The sequence below is a fragment of the Rhizobium sp. 10PS4 genome, from assembly GCF_032464805.1.
Classification (GTDB): domain Bacteria; phylum Pseudomonadota; class Alphaproteobacteria; order Rhizobiales; family Rhizobiaceae; genus Rhizobium; species Rhizobium laguerreae.
The window spans coordinates 469,762-492,271 of record NZ_JAWDIW010000003.1 but is presented as its reverse complement, the minus strand read 5'-3'; the positions used below and the strand labels follow the sequence as shown (position 1 = coordinate 492,271).

The 22,510-nt window shown below is 60.8% G+C and carries 24 protein-coding genes; 10 read left to right on the top strand and 14 right to left on the bottom strand.

Annotated features, from left to right (window positions below):
- Positions 1-59: 59 nt before the first annotated feature.
- From RWJ89_RS08070 to RWJ89_RS08050, 5 genes are all read left to right on the top strand, one after another.
- A complete protein-coding gene (locus RWJ89_RS08070; protein WP_222061389.1) occupies positions 60-1,001 on the top strand; it encodes an ABC transporter permease in 942 nt (313 codons plus the stop codon).
- Positions 1,001-1,870 carry an ABC transporter permease gene (locus tag RWJ89_RS08065; RefSeq protein ID WP_222061390.1) on the top strand — a complete coding sequence of 290 codons (870 nt, stop codon included), beginning with the start codon at positions 1,001-1,003 and terminating at the stop codon, positions 1,868-1,870. The genes RWJ89_RS08070 and RWJ89_RS08065 overlap by 1 nt, the downstream gene beginning before the upstream one ends.
- 50 nt (positions 1,871-1,920) lie before the next feature.
- A complete protein-coding gene (locus RWJ89_RS08060; RefSeq protein WP_221999296.1) occupies positions 1,921-2,433 on the top strand; it encodes a RidA family protein in 513 nt (170 codons plus the stop codon).
- A 68-nt stretch (positions 2,434-2,501) separates the two neighbouring features.
- Entirely contained in the window at positions 2,502-3,698 is a 1,197-nt protein-coding gene (locus RWJ89_RS08055) for an aminotransferase class V-fold PLP-dependent enzyme (protein WP_316030812.1), read from the top strand.
- Positions 3,699-3,734: 36 nt separating this feature from the next.
- Positions 3,735-5,570 carry an ABC transporter ATP-binding protein gene (locus RWJ89_RS08050; protein WP_316029208.1) on the top strand — a complete coding sequence of 612 codons (1,836 nt, stop codon included), beginning with the start codon at positions 3,735-3,737 and terminating at the stop codon, positions 5,568-5,570.
- A 31-nt stretch (positions 5,571-5,601) separates the two neighbouring features.
- Here the strand turns inward: RWJ89_RS08050 and RWJ89_RS08045 are convergent, their stop codons facing one another.
- On the bottom strand, positions 5,602-6,816 hold the full coding sequence (locus RWJ89_RS08045; protein ID WP_131640568.1) for a polyhydroxyalkanoate depolymerase: 1,215 nt from the start codon (positions 6,814-6,816) through the stop codon (positions 5,602-5,604).
- 123 nt (positions 6,817-6,939) lie between these two features.
- Here RWJ89_RS08045 and RWJ89_RS08040 point away from each other — a divergent pair, with 123 nt between their 5' ends.
- The 3 genes from RWJ89_RS08040 to RWJ89_RS08030 all read left to right on the top strand — a co-directional run bounded on the left by RWJ89_RS08040 (position 6,940) and on the right by RWJ89_RS08030 (position 9,097).
- Entirely contained in the window at positions 6,940-7,593 is a 654-nt protein-coding gene (locus RWJ89_RS08040; protein WP_316029207.1) for a glutathione S-transferase, read from the top strand.
- Between the two features lie 115 nt (positions 7,594-7,708).
- Positions 7,709-8,527, top strand: a complete 819-nt coding sequence (locus RWJ89_RS08035) for a bifunctional allantoicase/(S)-ureidoglycine aminohydrolase (RefSeq protein ID WP_221999300.1) — start codon at positions 7,709-7,711, stop codon at positions 8,525-8,527.
- Positions 8,528-8,545: 18 nt separating this feature from the next.
- A complete protein-coding gene (locus tag RWJ89_RS08030) occupies positions 8,546-9,097 on the top strand; it encodes a GNAT family N-acetyltransferase (protein WP_221945064.1) in 552 nt (183 codons plus the stop codon).
- A 105-nt stretch (positions 9,098-9,202) separates the two neighbouring features.
- Here the strand turns inward: RWJ89_RS08030 and RWJ89_RS08025 are convergent, their stop codons facing one another.
- The 4 genes from RWJ89_RS08025 to RWJ89_RS08010 form a co-directional block, all read right to left on the bottom strand.
- Positions 9,203-9,607 (bottom strand): type II toxin-antitoxin system VapC family toxin, encoded by a 405-nt coding sequence (locus RWJ89_RS08025; RefSeq protein ID WP_131662251.1) that lies wholly within the window; start codon positions 9,605-9,607, stop codon positions 9,203-9,205.
- On the bottom strand, positions 9,604-9,873 hold the full coding sequence (locus RWJ89_RS08020) for an antitoxin (RefSeq protein ID WP_131662250.1): 270 nt from the start codon (positions 9,871-9,873) through the stop codon (positions 9,604-9,606). Before RWJ89_RS08020 ends, RWJ89_RS08025 begins: the two co-directional genes overlap by 4 nt.
- Positions 9,874-10,013: 140 nt before the next feature.
- Entirely contained in the window at positions 10,014-10,232 is a 219-nt protein-coding gene (locus RWJ89_RS08015; protein WP_003547964.1) for a hypothetical protein, read from the bottom strand.
- Positions 10,233-10,292: 60 nt separating this feature from the next.
- Entirely contained in the window at positions 10,293-11,138 is an 846-nt protein-coding gene (locus RWJ89_RS08010; RefSeq protein ID WP_221947845.1) for a pirin family protein, read from the bottom strand.
- 265 nt (positions 11,139-11,403) lie between these two features.
- Here RWJ89_RS08010 and RWJ89_RS08005 point away from each other — a divergent pair, with 265 nt between their 5' ends.
- Positions 11,404-11,886, top strand: a complete 483-nt coding sequence (locus RWJ89_RS08005; protein ID WP_131662248.1) for a DMT family transporter — start codon at positions 11,404-11,406, stop codon at positions 11,884-11,886.
- On the top strand, positions 11,883-12,323 hold the full coding sequence (locus RWJ89_RS08000) for a DMT family transporter (RefSeq protein WP_017958096.1): 441 nt from the start codon (positions 11,883-11,885) through the stop codon (positions 12,321-12,323). The genes RWJ89_RS08005 and RWJ89_RS08000 overlap by 4 nt, the downstream gene beginning before the upstream one ends.
- A 105-nt stretch (positions 12,324-12,428) precedes the next feature.
- Here RWJ89_RS08000 and RWJ89_RS07995 read toward each other — a convergent pair whose 3' ends face one another.
- From RWJ89_RS07995 to RWJ89_RS07955, 9 genes are all read right to left on the bottom strand, one after another.
- Positions 12,429-13,589, bottom strand: coding sequence for an amidase family protein (locus tag RWJ89_RS07995; RefSeq protein WP_221947848.1), 1,161 nt, complete (start codon positions 13,587-13,589; stop codon positions 12,429-12,431).
- Positions 13,590-13,602: 13 nt separating this feature from the next.
- A complete protein-coding gene (locus RWJ89_RS07990) occupies positions 13,603-14,310 on the bottom strand; it encodes an ABC transporter ATP-binding protein (RefSeq protein ID WP_131662246.1) in 708 nt (235 codons plus the stop codon).
- A complete protein-coding gene (locus tag RWJ89_RS07985; protein WP_312890267.1) occupies positions 14,303-16,060 on the bottom strand; it encodes a branched-chain amino acid ABC transporter ATP-binding protein/permease in 1,758 nt (585 codons plus the stop codon). The genes RWJ89_RS07990 and RWJ89_RS07985 overlap by 8 nt, the downstream gene beginning before the upstream one ends.
- Positions 16,053-16,886 carry a branched-chain amino acid ABC transporter permease gene (locus RWJ89_RS07980; protein ID WP_131662244.1) on the bottom strand — a complete coding sequence of 278 codons (834 nt, stop codon included), beginning with the start codon at positions 16,884-16,886 and terminating at the stop codon, positions 16,053-16,055. Before RWJ89_RS07980 ends, RWJ89_RS07985 begins: the two co-directional genes overlap by 8 nt.
- A 51-nt stretch (positions 16,887-16,937) precedes the next feature.
- Positions 16,938-18,086 carry a substrate-binding protein gene (locus RWJ89_RS07975; protein ID WP_131662243.1) on the bottom strand — a complete coding sequence of 383 codons (1,149 nt, stop codon included), beginning with the start codon at positions 18,084-18,086 and terminating at the stop codon, positions 16,938-16,940.
- A 29-nt stretch (positions 18,087-18,115) separates the two neighbouring features.
- Positions 18,116-18,961 (bottom strand): nitrilase family protein, encoded by an 846-nt coding sequence (locus tag RWJ89_RS07970; protein ID WP_168283420.1) that lies wholly within the window; start codon positions 18,959-18,961, stop codon positions 18,116-18,118.
- Positions 18,962-19,148: 187 nt separating this feature from the next.
- Positions 19,149-19,772, bottom strand: a complete 624-nt coding sequence (locus RWJ89_RS07965) for an ANTAR domain-containing response regulator (RefSeq protein ID WP_003553141.1) — start codon at positions 19,770-19,772, stop codon at positions 19,149-19,151.
- Position 19,773: 1 nt separating this feature from the next.
- Positions 19,774-20,907 (bottom strand): transporter substrate-binding domain-containing protein, encoded by a 1,134-nt coding sequence (locus RWJ89_RS07960; RefSeq protein ID WP_168287206.1) that lies wholly within the window; start codon positions 20,905-20,907, stop codon positions 19,774-19,776.
- A gap of 145 nt (positions 20,908-21,052) precedes the next feature.
- The gene (locus RWJ89_RS07955; protein ID WP_316030811.1) at positions 21,053-22,501 is read right to left on the bottom strand and encodes a M20 family metallopeptidase; all 1,449 of its coding nucleotides are present in this window, start codon (positions 22,499-22,501) and stop codon (positions 21,053-21,055) included.
- Positions 22,502-22,510: the final 9 nt, after the last annotated feature.

Here is a 22,510-nt window from a genome sequence, read left to right as displayed (position 1 = left end):
AGAGGATCGGCGGATTCCGCTACGATGCCACATGGACCAAGCGCTGGAGCATGGTTCGGATGATACGCTACATCCTCCAGCGCCTGTTCGGCATGATCGTCGTGATGTTTCTCGTCGTCACGATCGTCTTCGTCATCGTGCGCGTGACCCCGGGCGATCCGGCCGCCGTGATGCTCGGGCCGGATGCGACGCCGCAGGATATTGCCGACCTCAGGGCCCGGCTCGGCCTCGATCAGTCGCTCGGCCTGCAATATGTCTATTATATCGGCCAGATGCTGAGAGGTGATCTCGGCCAGTCGATCTTCCTCAACATGCCTGTCACCTCGGCCTTGCTCGATCGGGCCGAGCCGACCTTCTTCCTGACACTGTTCTCACTTGCCATCGCCAGCATCATCGCCTTGCCGATCGGCATCTATGCCGCCTATCGGCGCGGTTCCTTCATAGACCAGGCAGCAACGACGCTTGCGATGTTTGCCGCCAGCATTCCGAGCTTCTGGCTCGGCCTGATCCTGATGCAGTTCTTCGCCGTCAGGCTCAACCTCTTCCCGGTCTCGGGTTATGGCGGTCCGGGCTCGACCTTTTTCGAGCGCATGTATCACCTGACGCTGCCTGCCTTTGCGCTCGGCATCGTCTCCTCGGCGCTGATCCTGCGTTTCACTCGCGCGTCGATGCTCGATGTGCTCGGCGACGATTATATCCGTACGGCCCGCGCCAAGGGGCTGATCGAGCGTCGGGTGATCCTCAAGCACGCGCTGAAGAATGCGCTGATCCCGATCCTGACGGTGATCGGCCTGACGACAGCGGTCCTGATTTCAGGCGCCGTCGTCACCGAGACCGTCTTCGGGCTGCCCGGTGTCGGCAACCTCGTCGTCTCGGCGGTGCTACGCCGCGATTATCCCGTCATCCAGGGCGCGCTGCTCGTCATCGCCGCGCTCTACGTGCTGATCAATTTTGCGATCGACATGCTCTATCTGCTTGTTGATCCGAGGGTGCGCTACTGATGGCCGATATCGCAATCAAATCAGTCGAAGGTGAGGGCAGCAAATTCGCCAGGCGCCTGCTGAAGCGCAAGACGGTCGCCTTTGGCCTGCTGATCCTGACAATTTTCGTGCTTCTGGCAGTCTTCGCGCCTCTTGTCGCGCCCTATTCGCCGTCGAAGCTTTCCATCGTCAACCGGCTGAAACCGCCGAGCGGCACCTTTGTCTTCGGCACCGACGAATTCGGCCGCGACGTCTTCTCACGCACCATCTTCGCCGGCCGCCTGTCGCTGCTCGTCGGTGCGGCTGTTGTGACCTTGTCGGCCGTGATCGGAGTGACGCTCGGCCTGCTTGCCGGCTTTTTCCAGAAGCTCGACACGCCGATCGCCCGATTGATCGATGCGATGATGGCATTCCCCGATATTTTGCTGGCAATCGCGCTCGTCGCCGCCCTCGGCCCGTCGTTGACGACGGTGATCATCGCGCTGTCGATCGTCTATGCGCCGCGGCTTGCCCGCATCGTGCGCGCATCGACGCTGGTCATTCGTGAACTCCCCTATGTCGAGGCGGCGAGGGCGCTCGGCATTTCGACCTTCCATATCATGACGCGGCATGTGCTGCGAAATCTGCTGTCGCCGATCCTCGTGCAGGCGACGTTCCTATTCGCCAGCGCGATGCTTGCCGAAGCCGGCCTGTCTTTCCTCGGCCTCGGCGTCAGCCCCGAAATCCCGACCTGGGGAACGATGATTGCCGCCGGCCGCCAATATATCGGCCAGGCCGACTGGATGACGCTGTTTCCGGGTGTCGCCATCATCCTCTCCGTGCTGTCGCTGCAGATGGTCGGCGATGGCCTCAGGGACATGCTCGATCCAAGACTGCGCAAGGATCTTTAATCCGCCGACCAAGCGTCGGCCCAATCGAAATTCGCCTAATCGAAAATTGCATGACAGGAGTTTGCGTGAATCAGTTTCCTACCGCCGCCGGCAAAGTCGAGAACTCGCCTTACGAACGGCTTGCGGCCCTCGGCATAACGCTTCCGCCGCCGCCGCCGCCGATCGCCAATTTCGTGACGCACGTGATCGAAGGCAATATGCTCTATCTCTCCGGGCAGGGCCCGCGCGAGGCCGACGGCTTCATGCATGCCGGCAAGGTCGGCGGTGGGGTCAGTGTCGAGCAGGCCTACGGTCACGCGCGGCTGACCGGCATCAATCTGCTTGCCGTCATGCAGGATGCGCTGGGCGATCTCGCCCGCGTCAAGCGGGTGGTCAAGCTGCTCGGCATGGTCAATGCCGTGCCTGATTTCGAGGATCATCCAAGCGTCATCAACGGCTGCTCGGATCTGTTGATCGCAGTCTTCGGGCCGGCGGGCGAACATGCCCGCTCGGCCGTCGGCTTCGGCTCGCTGCCCGGCAACATCACCGTCGAGATCGAGGCGATCGTCGCCTTGCACGGCTGACGGGAGTTCGACACAGTTGATCGACCGCCCCATGTTTCGTTTTTCGACCCAGAATCCTGGAGATCTCCATGTCCACTGATATCCGCCCATCGCTTGACCTTCGCCCTGTCATCAATGTATCGGGCACGATGACCAGCCTCGGCGCCTCGATCGTCGTTGCCGAAGCGATCAGCGCGATGGCATCGATCCTGCCGCACTTTGTCGAGATCAACGACCTGCAGCGCAAGGCAAGCGCCGTCATCGCAAGGCTGACCGGCGGCGAGGCGGGCTTCGTCACCGCCTCCTGCTCGGCCGGCATTTCGCTTGCCGTCGCCGGCGCAATCACCGGCAATAACCTGCTGGCGATCGAGAAGCTGCCGGATGTGGTGTCGGAGAAGAACGAGGTGCTGGTGCAGATGGGCCATGTCGTCAGTTACGGCGCCCCGGTCGACCAGGCGATCCGGCTTGCCGGCGGCAAGGTCGTGCTTGTGGGGCAGGCGACCTCGACGCACCGCTTCCACATGGAAAACGCCATCACCGACAAGACCGCCGCCGCCGTCTATGTCGTCTCCCACCATGTTGTCGACTACGGCCTGCTGAACCTCAAGGAATTCGTCGAGATCGCCCATGCCAAGGGCGTGCCCGTCATCGTCGACGCGGCCTCGGAATATGACCTGCGCATCTTCCTGGAGCAGGGAGCCGATATCGCGCTCTACTCCGGCCACAAATTCCTCGGCGGCCCGACCTCGGGTATCGTTGCCGGCAGGAAGGAGCTGGTGCGCCATGCCTTCCTGCAGAACATGGGCATCGGCCGCGGCATGAAGGTCGGCAAGGAGAGCATCTTCGGCGTCATGGCGGCACTCGAAGCCTGGGAAAACCGCGACCATGCCGGCATCCGGGAACGCGAGACCGGCTATCTCAACCTGTGGAAGCGCACGCTCGACGGCCGCACTGGCCTCACCGCGCTGATCGAGCCTGATCCGACCAACAATCCGCTCGATCGGCTGCGCCTGATCGTCGATCCCGAGCAAGCCCATATCACCGCCTGGGATCTGGCCGATGCGCTTGCCAAGGGCAACCCGCCGATCATCGTGCGCGATCATGAGGTGGAGCACCGCTATTTCTATCTCGACCCGTGCAATCTGCACCCGGGCGAGGAGACGATCGTGGCGGAGCGCCTGGCGCAGGAACTCGACAAGGCGCGCGCCTCCAACGAGATCATCGCAACGCCGATCGAAAACCGCAGCAGGCACCGTTTCGACGGTGTGCTGCGCTGGCCGGATTGAACCGCCGCCGCTCATCCGCCGCAAGAGGAACAGTAAATGGCCAGCGCCCAAACGAAACCGATCCAGACGACGACCGACGTTCTTTCCGTCGACAGGCTGACGACCTCCTTTCTGGTGGACGGCGTCTGGAAACCGGTCGTACGCGATGTTTCTTTCACGGTGGCGCCAGCGGAGACGGTGGCGATCGTCGGCGAATCCGGTTCGGGCAAGAGCGTCACCTCGCTCTCGATCATGCGGCTGCTGCAGGCGGATACGAGCCGTGTCGAGGGCCGCGTCATGCTCGGCGGACGCGACCTTCTGGCCTTGTCGGAAAATGCCATGCGGCAGGTGCGCGGCAACGAGGTGGCGATGATCTTCCAGGAGCCGATGACATCGCTCAATCCGCTCTTCACCATCGGCGACCAGATATCCGAGGCGCTGCTCTGCCATTCCGATATGAGCAGGGCCGATGCCAAAGCCGAGACGATCCGGCTCTTGGAAAAGGTCCGCATCCCCTCGGCTGCCTCGCGCTTCGGCGAATATCCGCATCGTTTCTCCGGCGGCATGCGCCAGCGGGTGATGATTGCCATGGCGCTTGCCTCGCGGCCGAAATTGCTGATCGCCGACGAGCCGACGACGGCGCTCGACGTCACCATCCAGGGCCAGATTCTCGACCTGATCAAGATGCTGCAGGATGAGGAGGGGACCTCCGTTCTCTTCATCACCCACGACATGGGCGTCGTCGCCGAGATCGCCGACCGGACGGTGGTGATGTATCGCGGCGAACAGGTGGAAAGCGGCGCCACCGCCGATATTTTTCACCGCGGCAAACATCCCTATACGAGAGCGCTGCTTTCAGCCGTGCCGGTGCTCGGCTCCATGCAGGGCAGGCAAAGGCCGCTGCGCTTTCCCGTGGTCAATACCGCAACGGGTGAATCGGATATTCCCGCCGAGGTCGCCGATACGGTGGCAGCGACGCCTGTCCTACAGGTGAAGAACCTCACCAAGCGCTTCGACATTCATTCCGGCCTGTTCGGCCGGCTGACCAGCAGGGTGCATGCGGTCGAAAACGTCTCCTTCGATCTTCATGCCGGCGAGACCCTGTCGCTCGTCGGCGAATCCGGCTGCGGCAAGTCGACGACCGGCCGCGCCATCATGCGGCTCATCGAGCCGCAGGCCGGTTCCGTTCTGGTCGAGGGCAGGGAGGTGCTCGGCCTCGACCGGAAGGATCTGCGCGACATGCGCAAATCCGTACAGATGATCTTTCAGGATCCCTTTGCCAGCCTCAATCCGCGCATGACGGTTGGTGCCGCGATCGCCGAACCCTATCTCGAACACAGGATGGGTAATTCGAAGCAGGCGAAAGACGTCGTCGCCGATCTTTTGGTGAAGGTCGGCCTGTTACCGGAGATGGCCGCGCGTTATCCGCACGAGTTTTCCGGCGGCCAGCGCCAGCGTATCTGCATTGCCCGCGCGCTTGCCTTGCAGCCGAAGGTCATCGTCGCCGATGAAAGTGTCTCGGCGCTCGACGTCTCGATCAAGGCACAGGTCATCAACCTGATGCTCGACCTGCAGCAGAGCCTCAACCTTGCCTTCCTGTTTATCTCGCACGATATGGCGGTGGTCGAACGCGTCAGCCACCGTGTGGCGGTGATGTATCTCGGCGAGATCGTCGAGATCGGCCCGCGATCCGCGGTCTTCGAAAATCCGCAGCATCCCTATACGAAGAAACTCATCGCGGCAGTGCCCGTGCCCGATCCGGACCGTCGCCATGAAAAGCGGATGGTGGCGAATGACGAAATCAAGAGCCCGATGCGCGCCGTCGACTATCAGCCTGCGAGCACGTCTTATCGCGAAGTCGGGCCGGGCCACCTGGTCATGGCCGATCGGTAGACTCGCCATCGCGTTTCGGATCTGACGAGCGCTATTCCATCGCCAGGATCATGTTGCGCACGACCGGGTAGATTTCCCCCTCCCAGCGGCGGCCGCTGAAGACGCCGTAATGTCCGACATTGGCCTGAAGATGATGGCGCTTCAGATGCGGGCGCAACGAACGACAGAGATCGTGCGCGGCCGACGTCTGGCCGAGCGCGCAGATGTCGTCGCGGCCGCCCTCGACGGTCAAAAGCGCCGTGTTGCGGATCTGGCCCGGGTCGACCTTGCGGCCATGGTGGGTGAGGTCGCCGGTCGCGAGTTCCGCCTTCTGGAAGACGCGTTCGATGGTTTCGATGTAGAATTCTTCGGTGAGGTCGAGCACGGCGAAATATTCGTCGTAGAACTTCTTGATCTTGCCGGCTTCGGCCGTCTCGCCCTTCGCCAGATGGTCGTAGAGCCTGCGATGAGCGTCCTGGTGGCGCTGCATGTTCATCGACATGAAAGCGACGAGCTGGAGGAAGCCGGGATAGACCCGCCGCCCGGCGCCCCGATAACGCCAAGGAACGCCCGTGATCAGCGAGTTCTCGAACCAGGCGAGCGACTTCGATACGGCAAGTTCGTTGACCTTCGTCGGGCTTTCGCGCGGATCGATCGGCCCGGCCATCAGCGTCATGGTCCGCGGGGTGGCGGGATGCCGCTCTTCCGACATCACGGCAACGGCGGCCAGCGCCTGTACGCAGGGTTGGCAGACGGCGAGGATATGAGCGCCGGGGCCGATTTCCTCCAGGAAATGCATGATGTAATCGACATAGTCGTCCATGCCGAAGCGTCCGGCCGACAGCGGCACGTCACGGGCGTTGACCCAGTCAGTGATGTAGACGTCGTGGTCGCGCAGCAGAGTCTGCACGGTGCCACGCAGCAGCGTGGAAAAATGGCCGGACAGCGGTGCGACGACCAGCACCCGCGGCCGCTTTGCATCGGTGTCCGTTGCAAAGTGCAGCAGCGTGCCGAAGGGCATGTCGAGTACGGTCTCGACGGTGACGGGCACCACGCGATTGCCGATCATGACCGAGTCTATAGCGAAATCCGGACGCTGGTGGGTGATCTCGAAGCGTGAGATCATCTCCAGCGCGGCGGCGAAGTGCCGTCCCATTTCGCTGCCGGATCCCCAGAGCGCTGTCGCGGAGAAGATCTGCAGGCGCCGCGCCAGATCGCGGAGCGGCGCGATGAGATCATCCTGGAACTGATAGGCCTGGTAGAGCATGGCCGAAATCTCCCGCACTGCCGCATCGATGCGGCGGTGCAAAAAATGCTAGTGGAATATGTTCTGCCATGCGAGAAGATTATCGAGGAAGAAGCAACATTGTCCGACAAGGATACGAGCCCGATGTCGCAAGCTGCACTGACGATTTCCTCGAAGAACTACTCCTCATGGTCTCTGCGCGGCTGGCTGCTATGCCGGATGGCGGGGCTGGATTTCACCGAAGTCCTTGTGGAGATGGATGACGAGGCGCGTCAGGAACTGCTTCTGCTTTCACCATCGGTTCTGGTGCCGAGGCTGACCCATGACGATGTGACGGTCTGGGACACGCTGGCGATTGCCGAATATCTCCACGAAGTGACGCCGACTGCCGGGCTCTGGCCCGTCGAGCGGGCGGCGCGCGCCCGCTGCCGGTCGGTCTCGGGCGAGATGCATTCGGGTTTCCATAACCTGCGATCAGCATTGCCGATGAACCTCAAGGCGCGGCATGCGAGCTTCAAGATATTTTCGGGCGCGCGGCCCGATGTCGAGCGTGTCAAGGCGATCTGGACTGAATGCCTCGACGCGAGCGGCGGGCCGTGGCTTTTCGGGACCGCGCCGACCGTGGCCGATGCGATGTATGCGCCGGTCTGCACCCGCTTCCGCACCTATGCGGTGGAGCTCGAACCGCAGCTCGAAGTCTATGTGGAAACGGTGCTGTCCTGGCCGCTGATGCGCGAGTGGACCGAAGGCGCGATGGCCGAGCCGGACGAGATCGTCGAACTGGAAGTCGAGTTCTGACGGAAACCCGGCCGGGCGGCTCCCCATCGATTTTGACGGGCCGAATTAAGAGTTGCCTGGACGATGAGCGGCGCATAAAGCAGATGCAGTGCCACATGCCGCGAAGCCTGGACCGATGAACAGAGATTATTATTCCAAACTCGGCGGATTGCCGCCGCAAACCGAGCTGCTTTCCAGCAAGGCCGTCTTCACCACAGCCTATGCGGTCATCCCGCGCAGCGTCATGACCGACATCGTCACCAGCGTCCTTCCGCATTGGACGGGGACACGGGCATGGGTTCTCTCCCGGCCGCTCTCCGGTTTCTCCGAGACCTTCTCGCAGTATGTGATGGAGGTTCAGCCCGGCGGCGGAAGCGATCGGCCGGAGCCCGACAAGCGGGCCGAAGCGGTTCTGTTCGTCGTCGAAGGCGAGATGACCGTGGAGCTCGGCGGCAACAGCCATGCGCTGCGCGCCGGTTCGTTCGCCTATCTTCCGGCGGGCTCGGTCTGGCGCCTGAAAAATAGCGGTTCGACTGCGGCAAAATTCCACTGGATTCGAAAGGCTTTTCAGGAGGTCGAGGGGTTGGAACCGCCGCCGGCGATCGTCACGCATGAGGACCAGCACCCCATCTCGGCAATGCCCGATACCGATGGACGCTGGGGGACGACCCGGTTCATCGATCCGGCCGATGTCCGCTACGACATGCACGTGAATATCGTGACTTTGGAGCCGGGTGCCGTGATCCCATTCATGGAAACCCATGTCATGGAGCACGGTCTCTATGTGCTGGAAGGCAAGGCCGTCTATCGGCTGAACCAGGATTGGGTCGAGGTCGAGGCTGGCGACTTCATGTGGCTGCGCTCCTTCTGCCCGCAGGCATGCTACGCCGGTGGCCCCGGCCCTTTCCGCTACCTGCTCTACAAGGACGTCAACCGTCATATGACGCTCTGGTAGGAGCGATGGTGAGGGACGATGCAACTCGAAACTGAACGCCTGATTTTGAGGCCCTGGCAGCAGCAAGATCGCAAGCCCTTCGCTGCGATCAATGAGGAACCCGACGTTGTCAGATATCTCAATCCTCTGACCGACGAACAGTCGGATGCGATGCTCGACCGTATCGACCGGCACTTCGAGGATCATGGCTGGGGATTTTGGGCGCTGGAGGAGAAGGCAAGCCGCCAGTTGATCGGCATGTGCGGCCTCGCCAAGGTTTCACCTGCTTTGCCATTTGCCCCGGCAGTCGAAATCGGTTGGCGGCTTTCAGCCTCTCGGCACGGCGCCGGATATGCACGTGAGGCCGCGGAACGGTCTCTCGACTTTGCGTTCAACGAGCTGAAGCTTAACCGCATCGTCAGCTTCACAGTGCCCGCAAACAGCAATTCCTGGGGTTTGATGAGACGACTGGGGATGAACCGGATCGGTGAGTTCGATCATCCCAATTTGGCCGAAGGGCATCCGTTGCGCCATCACGTGCTCTACGAGCTACGATCATCAAACGGGGACATTTCAGCCGAGTGCCTTTAGGCAACTAAGAGGAGATTTTGCTAATGTTGGCAATCTATGATTGCGAAAGTGGCGTAATCTATGTTATGGAACAGATGGAACTATGGACGTCTGGGCTTATGGCCATCAAACCAGCCAGTTTTCGACCTGCAAGGCGCGGATCCGCATGAACTCGCCGATGTTCGCTGTCACTAGAACTGCTCCGAGCGCAGAGGCGTGGGCGGCGATGAATAGGTCATTCGGACCGATAGGCTTGCCAGCGGCCTCCAGTTCAGCGCGGATGCCGCCGTATGCAGCATCGGCAGGCACATCCAGCGCAAGCACCGCTACGCTGCCGAGGATGGCTTCGATCTGTGCTAGAAGTTTCGATGATCCCTTCTTGGCGCACCCGTAGCGCAACTCCGACGCCGTGATAATGCTGACGCAGATTGCATCGGGCCCAACTTCGGCGATGCGTTGGGCGACTACGCCCCTGGGGTTTCGAGCAAGCTCCGACACGATATTGGTGTCCAGCATATAAAGCCTGCTCAAAGGTCAATTTTCTTCACAGGAAGCAGGGTATCGTCTACATCAGGAAACTGATCGTCAGGACCAAGCGGCTCCAAACCGGCGAGAACCTCCAGGAGGTTTTTGCGGTACACAGGCTCAATAATGAGCCGATCGCCATCGCGGTGGATCATCACTCGGTCACCGGGTAGCTCAAAGTCAGCTGGGATTCGCACAGCCTGACTCTTGTTGTTTCTGAAAAGCTTCGCCTCCCGCGGGGGGATAGGCTCTTGATGTCGGGAATAGGCCACATCAGACTCCTGTGTATATACATAGGCATATACAATACGTCGGCGAAGATTTCAACCAAGGTCGAGCCTTGTTGATCTCCTATCTGATAGAACCGGAAGGTGCTTTGCCAACCTCGCAGCCGATCTTGTCGGTTTCTCGGTCAGGCCGTTCGTCCAAGGGTGGAAAGTGCGTCCTGCAGTCTGAGCGCTGCCAATGCCTCGGTTGCCTCATCAGAAGACCATCCCGCTTCCAACGCCGCAGACAGGACCAGCGATTCCGTTTGAAGCTCGAGCTTCTCATAAAGCGGCTCGATGGCCTCGCGCGCTGTTACCACGTGCTGGTCCGGTGGGGTGATGGGTGTCGCGGCAACCGTAGGCATGAAATGCTCCTCCTATTGAACGCTAAGGTTCGAAACCCGCTAGGGGCATCCTTGTTCCATTCATATCGCCTTTTCGGTCTTCGAGCGGCGATGCGAAAGATGACGACGCCATATATGGCGAAATTTCCTCCATCGCAGGAACGCGCGAATAATGATTGCCGGCGGGATCTTCTTGTGGTCGCCGACAGTTCCCTGCCTGGTGATAGATGCGTTCGGGTCGAGCAGAAAGGCGACCAACGTGCTTGCACTCTGCGCCTCTACTTCGAGCTTGTCATCAGATAAATGCAGCCCCTGCTCCCCTTCTGCAAAGGTCTGCGTCTCGACCACAACGAAACCGCTAAAGACATAGAAATAGAGCTCTCGGCCGTGTTTCTGCGGGAATTCCACTCGTATGCCTGCGTCTAGCCGGATATCGAAGACGTCGATCGCGCTGCGGACATAGAAGGGGGCGCTCTCTCCTTCAGGCCCGACCAGGTGTCGCCAGACGTTGGCCGCGGCACGTGGCATCGGCCCATGCTGGATCCTTGGCTCCAGATCGACCGCATAAGGGCGGACGAGGATCTGCAGCATCCGCAGAGGCGGATCGGATGCCAGCGTCTCTTCGGAATGCCAGAAGCTGACCCCGGCATTCATCACCATCAGATGATCGCGGTCGACCACCAAGCGGCCAACGGCCTTGTCGTCGTGGCGCATGACGCCTTCAGGCACCCAGGAAATGATCTCGTCGTTCCGGTGCTCGTGCATCGCGATCAGGCGGCCGGGATCGAGGATGGATTCAACGACCATGGCGAGAGGGCCCTGGCCGTGATCGGTCGGCTTCGGCTTCAACCAGCCCGGCATATTGACATGTGCGACGAAGCCGCCCGCATCCCGCACCACGAACGTTCGTGCGCCCTTGATCAGCATCGCATCCTCCATGCTTGCACGGCAGTGACGGCACCGGACTATTAGCCATCTGCTGGAAGGGCGCGTCAATGGAAGGGATGTTTGTCGAACCACGATTGACGCCAGGCAGGAAATCCGCTGAGACGTACCGTCCTAATCAGGAACCATGGTCGACGCATTCGTCCAGGCGAGTGCTGCAGCGTCCTTTGCGCGTCCAAAAAGACGCGGCGCTGTAGTGGCAATTTGAAAAATATCGGGCGCAATCGATTCTTTGACGGGATCTGCAATGACCACCGAAGCACGTAATTCGCATCCCATCTACTTCATCGGAGCTTTTGCCACGGGTGGACTCCTGACTTTCATGGTGCACCTCAACGGCGAGTTGGCCCGTTATGGCAATCCCCTGTTCTCATCCTGGACCGCACACGGCACAGGCATCATCGCAGCCGTCATTCTTCTCCTGGTGGTCCACCGCCGGCGCATGCCGTTGGTAGAAAAAGCCCCCAACGCACCTTTATGGTCCTATCTCGGTGGGATATCCGGCGCTGCAACAGTCATTCTGACCTCGACCGCGGTCAACTCACCGCTCGGGCTCTCCGGCACCTTGGCTTTGGGTTTGGCAGGCCAGGTCGCCTTCAGCCTCGCGGCCGACAGTTGGGGACTGTTCGGTCTGCCAAAGCGGCGCCCAGATAGACGAGACATCGTAGCACTCGGCTTGGTCGTAACGGGGGCCGCACTCATTATACTGTTTGGGCGAGGTGCGGCATGACGGTGTTCATTCTCCTGGCGTGCCTGGGCGGTGTGCTCGTCGGCCTCAGTCGTCAGCTCAATGGACGGTTGAGCATATCGACGACGCCACTGATCGCATCCTTTTGGAATCATGCGATAGGCTTTGCTGCCCTCACCTGCCTGGGTCTCTTTGTCGGAGGTCTGCTTCCTGCGGGCGCTGCCGAGGCGCCTTGGTATGCCTATCTGGGTGGTCCTATCGGCGTCATCTTCGTGGCGGCGGGCAGTTGGGTCATTGCTCGAATCGGAGCGGTGAATTCGGCTCTGCTGATCATCGGTGGCCAGATGGTGACAGGGGTAGCGTTTGATTATATCAGCGCCGTTCCCGCATCATTTTGGGCGAACGCGGCCGGAATTGTTCTCATCGTCGGCGGAATGATGGTCAGCCGGCGACGACGCAAAGCCGGCGGTCCGCAATAACCAAGCGCGCCGTGCTGCGATTCAGGTGCCGCCGACGACCGACAATTTCATCGGCCGGTCGCAAGCCGCGGGGACGGACGGCGGAAACTCACCGCATCTGCTCTTTCACTCAGCCGTTAATTGCCGGGCCACATTCATAAGCATCCTGTCGGCGCTCCTTGCGCCGAACAAGGAAAGCGAAACATTTCCCGCGCAATTGACAATGGGGAAAGCCAGTTGTGGGCAACCGCCAAGGCCCGAGAGACACAAAAGCTTGATGCAGGCGGAACGAAATGCGGCAAAGCGTTCCAGTTCTGCATCGCGCCTTGGCGGGTTCATGGCCAAGGTCGGAAGAGCGACAACCACATTTTCGCAAAACAATCGGTCGATCTCCGCGGAAAACAGCTTGCGGATCCTGCCTGCCTCGCGCACTTCCTCGTCGTCCAGGCGAGATCCTGACAGAAGACGCGCCGCAATATCGGGCGCAATGGCTTCAGGGCTCCGCTCGAAGAGTGTTCTGTTGCTTTCCCAGGCTTCCCTTTGCAGGATGGTGATGAACGCCAAAGCAAGATCGGAAAGGCAGAACGAGGCGATAGCATTGGTCCTGCGAACAGGCATGCCCGTTGATCGAAGGCTCGCGATCATCTCGTCGGCGACCGCGCCGTCAATGGTTGCGAAAATATCCTCGGGAACGAGAATAGATGGTGGTCGGTCATTTGCCGCAGGCATGCCGACGGCGCTCATCAGCGCGGCCATTGGTTCCAGGCTTCTCGTCATGAAGCCCGGCACGTCGAAGCTTGGCGCCAGCGGACGCAGCGCCCTGTTGTCGAGGCTTCCATGTGTCGGCCGCCAGCCGATGAGGCCGTTGACGGCGGCGGGCAGACGGATGGAGCCGGACGTGTCTGTTCCAAGGCCGATATCTGCGAGGCCAGCGGCAACCGCAACGGCCGAGCCCGACGACGATCCGCCGGGGATGAGGTCGGGATCGCGCGGGTTGATCGGCATGCCGAAATGGATGTTGCCGCCGATCAGGGAATAGGCGAGCTCATCCGTATTGGTTTTGCCGACGAAACAGGCGCCGGCATCGAGCAGCGTTTGGACCAGAGGCGCCGTCGATGTCTTGATGCCGGAGCCTGCGAGCACCGCGGCATTGCCGGCCGCGGTCGGATAGCCGGCAACATCGAAAAGGTCTTTGACCGCCAGGCGAAGGCCGGAAAGCGGACCGATGGCCGCGTGCCCGACATCCGCATCCGGATAGGGCATGAAAGCGTTCCATGGGTCGCGCATTTGCTCCCGCTCCCTAGATCTTCAGGTGTTGCAGCACACGGCCGCGGCTATCTGGATCATTGAGACTTTCGTCTTCGATCGCTCCGAGTTTGAGAATGGCCCAGCGGTCGGCCACCGAAAGGGCAAAATCCAGGTTCTGTTCGACGAGCAGGATGGTCGTGCCACGCGTTTCGCGATCGTCCCTCAATGCTTTGGCGATGTTCTGGACGACGGAGGGCTGCAGGCCTTCGGAGATTTCGTCGATCAGCAGCAGTTTTGGCCGCAGCATCAGCGCCCGCGCGAGGATCAGCATTTTCTGCTCCCCGCCCGATAGCGTGCCGGCCTTCTGCGGCAGCCGGTCCTTCAGGAACGGGAAATAACCGTAGACCCGCTCCAGTGCGGATGCCAAATCCCGATCGCCCTTGAGCGCCAGGCGCAGATTGTCGCGGATGGAGAGATCCTGAAACAACGGCAATTCCTGAGGAGCGTAGCCGATGCCGGAAGCGATCAGCTCGGCAGGCTTGCTGTCGGTGATAGCAGCACCGTCCACCTCGATCTTGCCTTTGCCGACACGCAGGAAGCCAAGGATCGTCTTCAGCAGGGTCGTCTTGCCCATGCCGTTCTTGCCCATGAGAGCGAAGATCTCGCCCGGCCGGATGGCGAGCGACACGCCATTGACGACATCGACCGCGCCATATCCGCTCGATACGCCGCTGAGCTTGAGTTTGAACGTATCAGCCATGGGCGCCTCCCGCGTAGATGGTGCGAACCGTTTCGGAATTGACCACGTCATTCACCGTGCCGTCGAGAACGAGCTTGCCCTGGTGGAGAACCACGATGCGGCTCGATATGTCGCGCACGAAATCCAGATCGTGTTCGACCAGGATGGCGGCGAAACCCATTTCGTCCGTCAGCTTCTTGAGGATGGTTCCGATGGTCATGCGCTCGGCCTTGGTAAGACCCGCGGTCGGCTCGTCGAGAAGAATGATGCGTGGTTCCAGAGCGACGACCATCGCCAGTTCGAGAGCCTGCCTTTGACCGTGCGACAGCAGCGACACCGGCTTGTCCAGCATATCCGCCATGCCGGTGAGCGTTAGGATCTCGGCCGCCGCTGCGGGCAGCATGATCTCGCCAAGCGATCGCATCGGGTTGGGTCTCTCGCGGCTGAAACGCGCCATCTTCAGGCATTCGCCGATCGTCATGCTGTCGAAGATGCTGGCAACCTGGAATTTCCGGCCGACGCCGAGGGCGACGATCCGTTCGGGTGCACGACCGGCAATATTGGTACCGATGATGTCCACTTGACCTTCGATCTGCTGGGTACCGTCCGACAGACAACGCATCAGCGTGGTCTTGCCGGCGCCATTGGGGCCGACCAGGCTGACGAGTTCGCCGGCGCCGATTTCAAGGTCGATGCCCTTGAGGACGGCGAAGCTGCCATAGGACTTGCCGAGACCGCGGATCGACAGAAGGCTTTTGCCTGCCAACGCACCATCCTTGGCGACGATGCGCGTCGGCAAGGATTTGAGAATGCTGCTGGAGTTCGCCGACTGCAGGAAACGCGTCACCAGGGAAGCGAGGCCGCCCGGCAAAAGGATGATCATGGCGACGAAGAGCGCTCCGATGATCAGTTGCCACAGGAAGGGCAGATCGCCCGAAAGGCTGGCACTCAGATAATCGATGCCGATTGCGCCGAACAACGGTCCGATAATCGTTCCCCGGCCACCGAGCGCCGTCCAGACGACGAGTTCGGTTCCAAAAACGAAACCGGTGTTTTCAGGAGCGACGACACCGGACGCGTTGGCAAAAAGGAAGCCCGCCAGGCCGCATACCCCGGCCAGAACGCCCGTCAGGGCGATCTTCAGCCGAGCTGGATTCATGCCGAGGTAGGCGATACGGGCTTCATTATCGCGGATTGCAACGAGCAGACGGCCGGCGTCCGACCGGACGAAGACGATGGCAAGAACGGCCAAGGCCAGCAGGCACGCGCCCGACAGGCGGAAATAGCCGGAAAGCCCGAGCGGGAGAGTTTCGTAACCGACGAGGCCGCTCGAGGAACCGGTCCAGGTGCCGCCCGAAAAGACGAGCTGTGTGACGACGATCGGCACCACGAGCGAGATTACTGTGGCATAGAGCGGTGTCGATCCGTGATAAAACGACAGCCAGCCGACGGCGAGGCCAAGCACGAGCGGAACGAGCACGGCGGCGACAAGTGCGACGACGAAAAGCGCCGGGCTTGCACCGATATGGGTGAGAACCATGGCGGTGGCATAGGCGCCCACGCCAAAGAATGCCGCCTGCCCGAAGGTGAGAACACCCGTGTAGCCCCAGAGCAAGTCGACGGTGATCGCCAGCATGGCGTAGATCATCGAGCGCGTCAGCACGTTGAGGCTGAAGCGGCCGAGAAACATCGGTCCGAAGACGATCAAGAGGAGAGCTGTGAGCGCCAGCGCCAGAAGAAGGACAAGCCGGAGTTTTTGTCTGTCACGCACGGGCAAATCCCTTCGGACGTATGCGCAGTGTGATTGCGCAGAGGACGGCCACGGTGATGCCGCCGAGGATTGGGCTGAAATAGGTGCTGACGAGCACCTGAGCGGCCCCGAAGATGAGGCAGGCGGCAGCAAGCGCAGTGAAAGAAGAGCCTGCGACCATCACCAGCATGAAGGCGCCTGTCAGCCAGGCGACGCCCATATTGGGATCGACGCTGGTCAGCGGCGCGAGCAGTACGCCGGCAAGGGCCGCAAGGCCGGTACCAATCATGAAGGTCGCGAGCCGCACCTTTTCGGTATCGATACCGAGTCCGCGCGCCAGCGTTTCATTCATGATGACTGCGCGGGCGGAAAGGCCAAGCCTTGTCCCATCGAGCAGCAAGGTAAAGCCGAGACCCAGACCGATCGCCGCGACGATCGCGAAAAGACGGTAGGACGAATAGCCGGTGCCAAAGAGATCGAAGGTGCCAGGCAGCAGCGCCGGCGTGAACTGCACGTCGCGGCCAAACCAGAGCGTGATCAGCTGGCCGATGACGATGCCAAGGCCCCAGGTTGCAAGAATGGCGTCGAGCGGGCGGCGATAGAGAGGCCGCACGATGAACCGCTCGGCAATACCGCCGAGGATCGCTCCGACCAGAAACGCGAAGGGAATGGCAAGCCACGGATTGAGGCCGACCCCGCTGACGACGACAGCGCAGTAAGCCCCGATGGTCAGCCATGCGCCATGCGCGAAATTGATGATCTTCAGCACGCCGAAGATCGCAAGCAGCCCGGCGGCAACGATGAAGAGAATGGCCGCAGTGCTGACAATATCAAGAAAGAGCGTCATTTCTAGAACTCCGATGCTGGAGGCGGGGCGCCCTGCCCCGCCACGCTGGTTTCAGAGATTCGGGCACTGATCGCCGGGATCGACGTCCTTGAAGCTATCGACGACTGCAACGCTGCCATCGTCCTTTACCTGGCCAAGATACATCGTCAGCGGCGCGTGATGCTGTTTGTTCATGGAGATCTTGCCGCGCGGACCGGTGAAGGATACGTCAGGAAGGGCTTTGAGCACGTCCGCCGTATCCGTGCTGCCGGCCTTTTCGACGGCTGCCTTGTAAAGGTAGATCGCTTCATATTGCGGTACCGAAAGATCGTTCGGTGTGCGCAGTTCCTTGCCGAACTTCTTGTCCATGGCCGAAAGAAAAGCCTTGTTTTCCGGGCTGTTGATGCCGGTGACGTAGGATGCGGAGAGGAAAATGTCCTTGGCATCCGTGCCCATGCTCTTGGCGGTGCCTTCGTCGACCGCGAGATTGCCGTAAGGCAAGGTGACGCCAGACGAGCGCAACTGCTTGGTCAAGGTCACGTTCGGTGCGCCGCCGGCCGTCGAGGTGATGATGGCATCGGCGCCGGAGGAGCGGAGCTTGGAGATGATCGCCGTCCAGTCGCTGCCATCCATCGGCAGATATTCCTCGCCGACGATCTGAGCGCCGGCTTTTTCGATATAGCCCTTGGCGAAGGTCAGCATGCCGCGTCCGAAGGCATAATCCGAGCCGATCAGGAAGAACTTCTTTGCGCCCTGTTTGGTGATGAAATTGTCGACGACAGGCGGCACCTGCTGTTCCGGAACCCAGGCATCGACGAAAAGATTGGCGTTGCAGGATTTGCCTTCGTAGAACGACGTGTAGATGTATGGCACGTCACCCTTGGAAATGATCGGCAAGCCGGCATTGCGCGCAGCACTCGTCTCCATGGAGATGACGACGTTCACCTCCTTCTGGAAAACCAGGGAATCGAAGGCCTTTTGCGCGCCGGCCGCACCTGACGCGTCGTCGGCGATCTCAAGCTGCAGAGGCCGCCCGAGCACGCCGCCTTTGCCATTGATTTCTTCGACGGCAAGCTCCGCAGCTTGGACGACGGACGGCGCGACCACGCTGTTTGCGCCAGACAGCCCGACCGGCACGCCGATCTTGATCGGATCCTCGGCGAAAGCTGCGGTGGCGAATGCCGCAGATGCCAGCGTCAGCATTATGGTTTTCATTTGCATTTTGTTCCCCTTTCTTGAGTGGGTCGATGTTACCCGTAGACATCGGCTCGGCGATCGCCGAGCAGATGATTGAAGCTGTTGAGCGTGCGGGTTTCCGTCACGCTCGACAGATCGATTTGCGCAAGGAGGATTTCCTCGCGATCGGCACTGGCCGGACCGGATATCGGCCAGCCCTGTGGACCGACGATAAGGCTGCGGCCGATGAAGGGCTGACCGCGCTCGATGCCGATCCGGTCGGCGCAGGCGATGTAGAGGCCATTGGTGTGGGCGGCCGCCTTGTGGAGGATATTGGCCATCGGCTCGGGAGCGCTTTCCGCGCCGGCCATCGGTACCCAGTTGGTGGGGACGCAGACCAGTTCGGCGCCGGCCATCGCCAACTGACGAAACGTTTCCGGAAACCAGCCGTCGTAGCAGATAGCGATGCCGATACGGCCGAAGGGCAGGTCGAATATCGGCAGCCCGAGATCACCTTTTCTGAACAGACGGGTTTCGTTGTTCCACAGATGAAGCTTGCGGTATTTGCCGATATAACCCTCGGGACCGCAGAGAAGAGCGCTGTTGTAAAACCGGTCTCCATCCTGCTCGGCAACGCCGCTGACGATGTAAAGGCCAAGCTCTCCGGCAAGGCGGCAGAGCGTCTCGGCACTCGGGCCGCCGGGTACCGGGCCGGCCAATGCGGCGATCTCGTCGTCGTCATGGAAGTTATAGCCGCTATCGGCGAGTTCCGGCAGAACGACGATCTCCGCGCCTTGGGCCTTTGCCGTCCTCGCCAGCCGCTCGATAGCCGCGAGATTACCGGCGCGATCACCGACGATCGGTTCGAACTGGACGGTTGCGACGGTTACCGTCCGTGCGGCTGAGGTCTTGACGGTCAATCTTGTCTCCAAACGCAAAAAACCTCTGGCACGGAATTCAATCCGTGAACCAGAGGCTACATAGCCATGATGTGAATGCGGCAGCCCTGCCGCCGAGCAAACCTGCTCGTTGTCTTTAGGCTTGCACGAAAGAATGTGACCGTCAAGCCGCTTCAGCAGGCATTTTCAGGGGGTAAGAGTTGGCGACTTAAGGTTGAGTTTTTGCGCTGATGGAAAGTCCGAGGCTTTTCATGGTGTCTTGCGCGGCAATGATGGATTCGGCGATCGTCGCCATCGGAACGCGTTTTGACGTCGCCTGATCGCGCAAGAGCTTATAGGCCGCCTCCTCGTCGAGACCATTCATCACCCGCAACGCTGAAACGGCTTTTTCGACGAGCCGGCGACTTTTCAAGGTTTCCTCGAGTTTCTGCACCTTGCCGGCGAGCCGTTTTTCGTAGCTATGCCGATAACGTGCAAGCGCAAATTGCGTCAGAATGCCGAGCGGCCGCAATGGTTTGCTGATAACGCCGTGGGCATTGAGATCGATGATAGCCTGGAGAGCGGTCGGGCTCTCGTAGGTGACGATCGCGATGATCGCCGTCTGCTGGAGGTCGATGATCTGCAGCGCGTGCTCGACATGCACATCCTCGACGTGCAGGAAGACGGTGTCTACGTCAGGAGGCAAGGCTGGCGGTAGCGGCCAGGTGGCCCGGACCTCGCAGCCAAGGCGCTTGAGGTGGGCGATGAGCACGTCGCCGTCCTCGTCGCGAGGATGAACGACCAGAACGCGTGCTCGCCGCAGATCCTGAACGATCCTGCTCGGTCCCGCCATCTCAGGCCTCCAGCCAAACGTCTTCGAACCGCGAAGCCGTCAGGTAGGGATCCGGCCGGATCGGGCCAGGCGCCTGCCAGGCAATGTCGAAAAGTCCATCGGCGCGCGCCACGCCGATGCGGGGATGCAGCCAGAGATGACGGGTATCGGCGTCGAAATTGATCCGGCCTTCCGGAGCCAGAAAATCTTCCAGGAGAATTTCTTCGGAAATGCGATGGGTTTCGAGCGAGCCGGCCCGAGCAAGCGCGCGGGCGAAAAGGTGAACCTGCGCATAGGCCGGCTGCGACCAGACGCTCGTGGTAAAGTTCTGGCCAAAGCGGGCTTTGAATGCTCCTACGAAGCGCTCATTCGCCTCGTTCTCGACCGTCTGGAAATAGGTCGCCGAGAGAATATGGCCGGTGCAAGCGTCGGCTCCGATCTCGCGAATCTCGCTCTCGGCCATGGTCAGACTGGCAATCGGGACGCGCGTTCGATCGATCCCGGCCTCGGCATACATGCGGTAAAAACGCTGCGCCGGCCGGCCGATGATCGTCGAGAAGATGGCATCGGGCTTGAGACGGACGATATCGGAAATAACCGAACGCAAGGTCTGTTCGTCGGCATGAAGAGGAAGATATCGCTCGCTGACGACTTCACCGCCCTTTGCCTCGACCACATCCCGCATCACCCGATTGGATTCGCGCGGATAAATATAGTCCGCGCCGACGAAGAGGATCCGGCGTCCGTGGTGGCGAAGAAGGTATTCCGCCAGCGCGAAAGTGTTCTGATTGAGGGTGGCGCCGGTATAGACCACATTCTCCGAATATTCGAAACCTTCATACATCGACGGATAAAACAGCAGTCCATTGTGCCGCTCGACGATCGGCAGGACCGCCTTTCGGCTGGCCGACATCGACGCACCGAAAATGATGTTGACGTCGTCGTCTGCCAGAAGGCGCCGTGCCAGATTGCGATAGGCGGTTTGATCCCCGCCCGGATCATAGGCAATCGGAACGATGGGCTTGCCAAGCACGCCCCCCGCCGCATTGACTTCCTCGATCGCAAGTGCGGTGCCAAGAAAGTGCTCGGTTTCCGTAATTTCGCTAATTCCGCTTCTGGAAAACAGCACTCCCACCCGCCATTCGGAGCTTGTCATCTTTGCCTTTTCCGAGGTGTTGGAGGTTCGAAAGCGGTGAAATGCCTCAGTTCCGCGCTTTCGACTTCCATACCCTTAGTGCTTTTTCATGGGATCCTGCAAGCGGGTGCGATGCAGGTCGCTGTCACAATAGACGGAGACGGAACTATCTGCTGTGAACCGATGCAGGCATCACATCTTCGGGTATCGGGCACACATAGGCCTTGCCGCTGGTCTTTTCCCGCCACTCGGCCTTCGCGGCTGCCAGGAGATCGGATGACGACATCAGGGCGAAGCCCGTCGTGGCAAGCGTCTTGGCCGCATGCGCCATGGCTTTGTGTGCGGCCGGGCTTTTTCCCTGCGCGACGACCTGCCAGGTATGGGGATTGGTGCCGATTGCCCAGGCTGGCGCCCAGCATTGCGCGGTCGGCGTCACCCAGCTGACATCGCCGACATCGGTCGATCCGGCCCGGAAATGCGATTGTCCCTCGAAATCGCGCAGACCGGTGTGCAAGGGCGTCGAGCCATCGACCTTGGCGTTGGAGAACACATCGCCCTTGATCTGATAGAGGCGGATGCTGCTCCGGATCGCTTCGGGTGTGAAGGTATCCTGGATTTTCTTGGCGAAGGCGATGTCGGCCTCGTCGAAGGCTATCGGCCCGAGCGCGACCATATTCTCGTGCATCGCCGTTTCGAGCGTGATGTTGGGAAGAAGGTTCGTCGAGGCCGTATCGAACACGATCTCGACCGCGGTTTCGGTCATCATCGCCGCACCGCGTGCAACTTTCTCGACGCGCCCGGCAAGCTCAAGCGCCTGCGGCATGTCAGGCGCCCTGATCAGATAGAGAACCTCGGCGCTGGCCTGCACGACATTGGCGGCCCTGCCGCCGGCGTCGGTGATCGCGTAGTGAACGCGACAATCCTGCGGCATGTGTTCGCGCAGGAAATTGACGCCGACATTCATCAGTTCGACCGCATCGAGCGCCGACCGGCCGAGATGGGCGCTGTTGGCAGCATGGGCCGCGACACCCCTGAAGCGATAGTAATATTCGAGAACGGCAAGATTGTTCGTCGAGCGAACACCGTTGAACGGAGCCGGATGCCAGGTCAGCGCGGCATCGACGTCATCGAACGCGCCGGCGCGAACCATGAAGGTCTTGCCGGAACCACCCTCTTCTCCCGGGCAGCCGTAATAGCGCACCGTTCCGGGCAGGTTGTTGTCCTTGAGGTGGCGGGCAAGCGCAACCGCTGCCATCAGCGACCCGACGCCAAGCAGATTGTGCCCGCAACCGTGACCGGTTGCTCCTGCCGCCTCGGGAAGAGGCTCGGCCACATCGGCGGTCTGGCTCATTCCGGCCAGGGCATCGAATTCTCCGAGGAAAGCAATGACCGGCTTGCCGCTGCCGGATTGGCCGATGAAGGCTGTTTCCATGCCTGCGACGCCGCGGCGCACGGCAAAGCCGTTTTCCTCGAGTGTCCTTGCCAGCAATTGCGACGAGCGCCGCTCCTCGAACTTCAACTCCGCGAAATCCCAGATACTGTCGCTGAGGGCGATATAATCCGGCTTCATCTTTTCGACCGTCGCGGCAATGGAGCTGATCGCGTCAAGATTCATGGCATTTCC

Excerpts from the sequence above, each read along its gene's own strand:
- RWJ89_RS08070 (WP_222061389.1), top strand. The coding sequence starts at position 60 with ATGATACGCTACATCCTCCAGCGCCTGTTCGGCATGATCGTCGTGATG.
- RWJ89_RS08065 (WP_222061390.1), top strand. The coding sequence starts at position 1,001 with ATGGCCGATATCGCAATCAAATCAGTCGAAGGTGAGGGCAGCAAATTC.
- RWJ89_RS08060 (WP_221999296.1), top strand. The coding sequence starts at position 1,921 with ATGACAGGAGTTTGCGTGAATCAGTTTCCTACCGCCGCCGGCAAAGTC.
- RWJ89_RS08055 (WP_316030812.1), top strand. The coding sequence starts at position 2,502 with ATGTCCACTGATATCCGCCCATCGCTTGACCTTCGCCCTGTCATCAAT.
- RWJ89_RS08050 (WP_316029208.1), top strand. The coding sequence starts at position 3,735 with ATGGCCAGCGCCCAAACGAAACCGATCCAGACGACGACCGACGTTCTT.
- RWJ89_RS08045 (WP_131640568.1), bottom strand. The coding sequence starts at position 6,816 with ATGCTCTACCAGGCCTATCAGTTCCAGGATGATCTCATCGCGCCGCTC.
- RWJ89_RS08040 (WP_316029207.1), top strand. The coding sequence starts at position 6,940 with ATGTCGCAAGCTGCACTGACGATTTCCTCGAAGAACTACTCCTCATGG.
- RWJ89_RS08035 (WP_221999300.1), top strand. The coding sequence starts at position 7,709 with ATGAACAGAGATTATTATTCCAAACTCGGCGGATTGCCGCCGCAAACC.
- RWJ89_RS08030 (WP_221945064.1), top strand. The coding sequence starts at position 8,546 with ATGCAACTCGAAACTGAACGCCTGATTTTGAGGCCCTGGCAGCAGCAA.
- RWJ89_RS08015 (WP_003547964.1), bottom strand. The coding sequence starts at position 10,232 with ATGCCTACGGTTGCCGCGACACCCATCACCCCACCGGACCAGCACGTG.
- RWJ89_RS08010 (WP_221947845.1), bottom strand. The coding sequence starts at position 11,138 with ATGCTGATCAAGGGCGCACGAACGTTCGTGGTGCGGGATGCGGGCGGC.
- RWJ89_RS08005 (WP_131662248.1), top strand. The coding sequence starts at position 11,404 with ATGACCACCGAAGCACGTAATTCGCATCCCATCTACTTCATCGGAGCT.
- RWJ89_RS08000 (WP_017958096.1), top strand. The coding sequence starts at position 11,883 with ATGACGGTGTTCATTCTCCTGGCGTGCCTGGGCGGTGTGCTCGTCGGC.
- RWJ89_RS07995 (WP_221947848.1), bottom strand. The coding sequence starts at position 13,589 with ATGCGCGACCCATGGAACGCTTTCATGCCCTATCCGGATGCGGATGTC.
- RWJ89_RS07990 (WP_131662246.1), bottom strand. The coding sequence starts at position 14,310 with ATGGCTGATACGTTCAAACTCAAGCTCAGCGGCGTATCGAGCGGATAT.
- RWJ89_RS07980 (WP_131662244.1), bottom strand. The coding sequence starts at position 16,886 with ATGACGCTCTTTCTTGATATTGTCAGCACTGCGGCCATTCTCTTCATC.
- RWJ89_RS07975 (WP_131662243.1), bottom strand. The coding sequence starts at position 18,086 with ATGCAAATGAAAACCATAATGCTGACGCTGGCATCTGCGGCATTCGCC.
- RWJ89_RS07965 (WP_003553141.1), bottom strand. The coding sequence starts at position 19,772 with ATGGCGGGACCGAGCAGGATCGTTCAGGATCTGCGGCGAGCACGCGTT.
- RWJ89_RS07960 (WP_168287206.1), bottom strand. The coding sequence starts at position 20,907 with ATGACAAGCTCCGAATGGCGGGTGGGAGTGCTGTTTTCCAGAAGCGGA.
- RWJ89_RS07955 (WP_316030811.1), bottom strand. The coding sequence starts at position 22,501 with ATGAATCTTGACGCGATCAGCTCCATTGCCGCGACGGTCGAAAAGATG.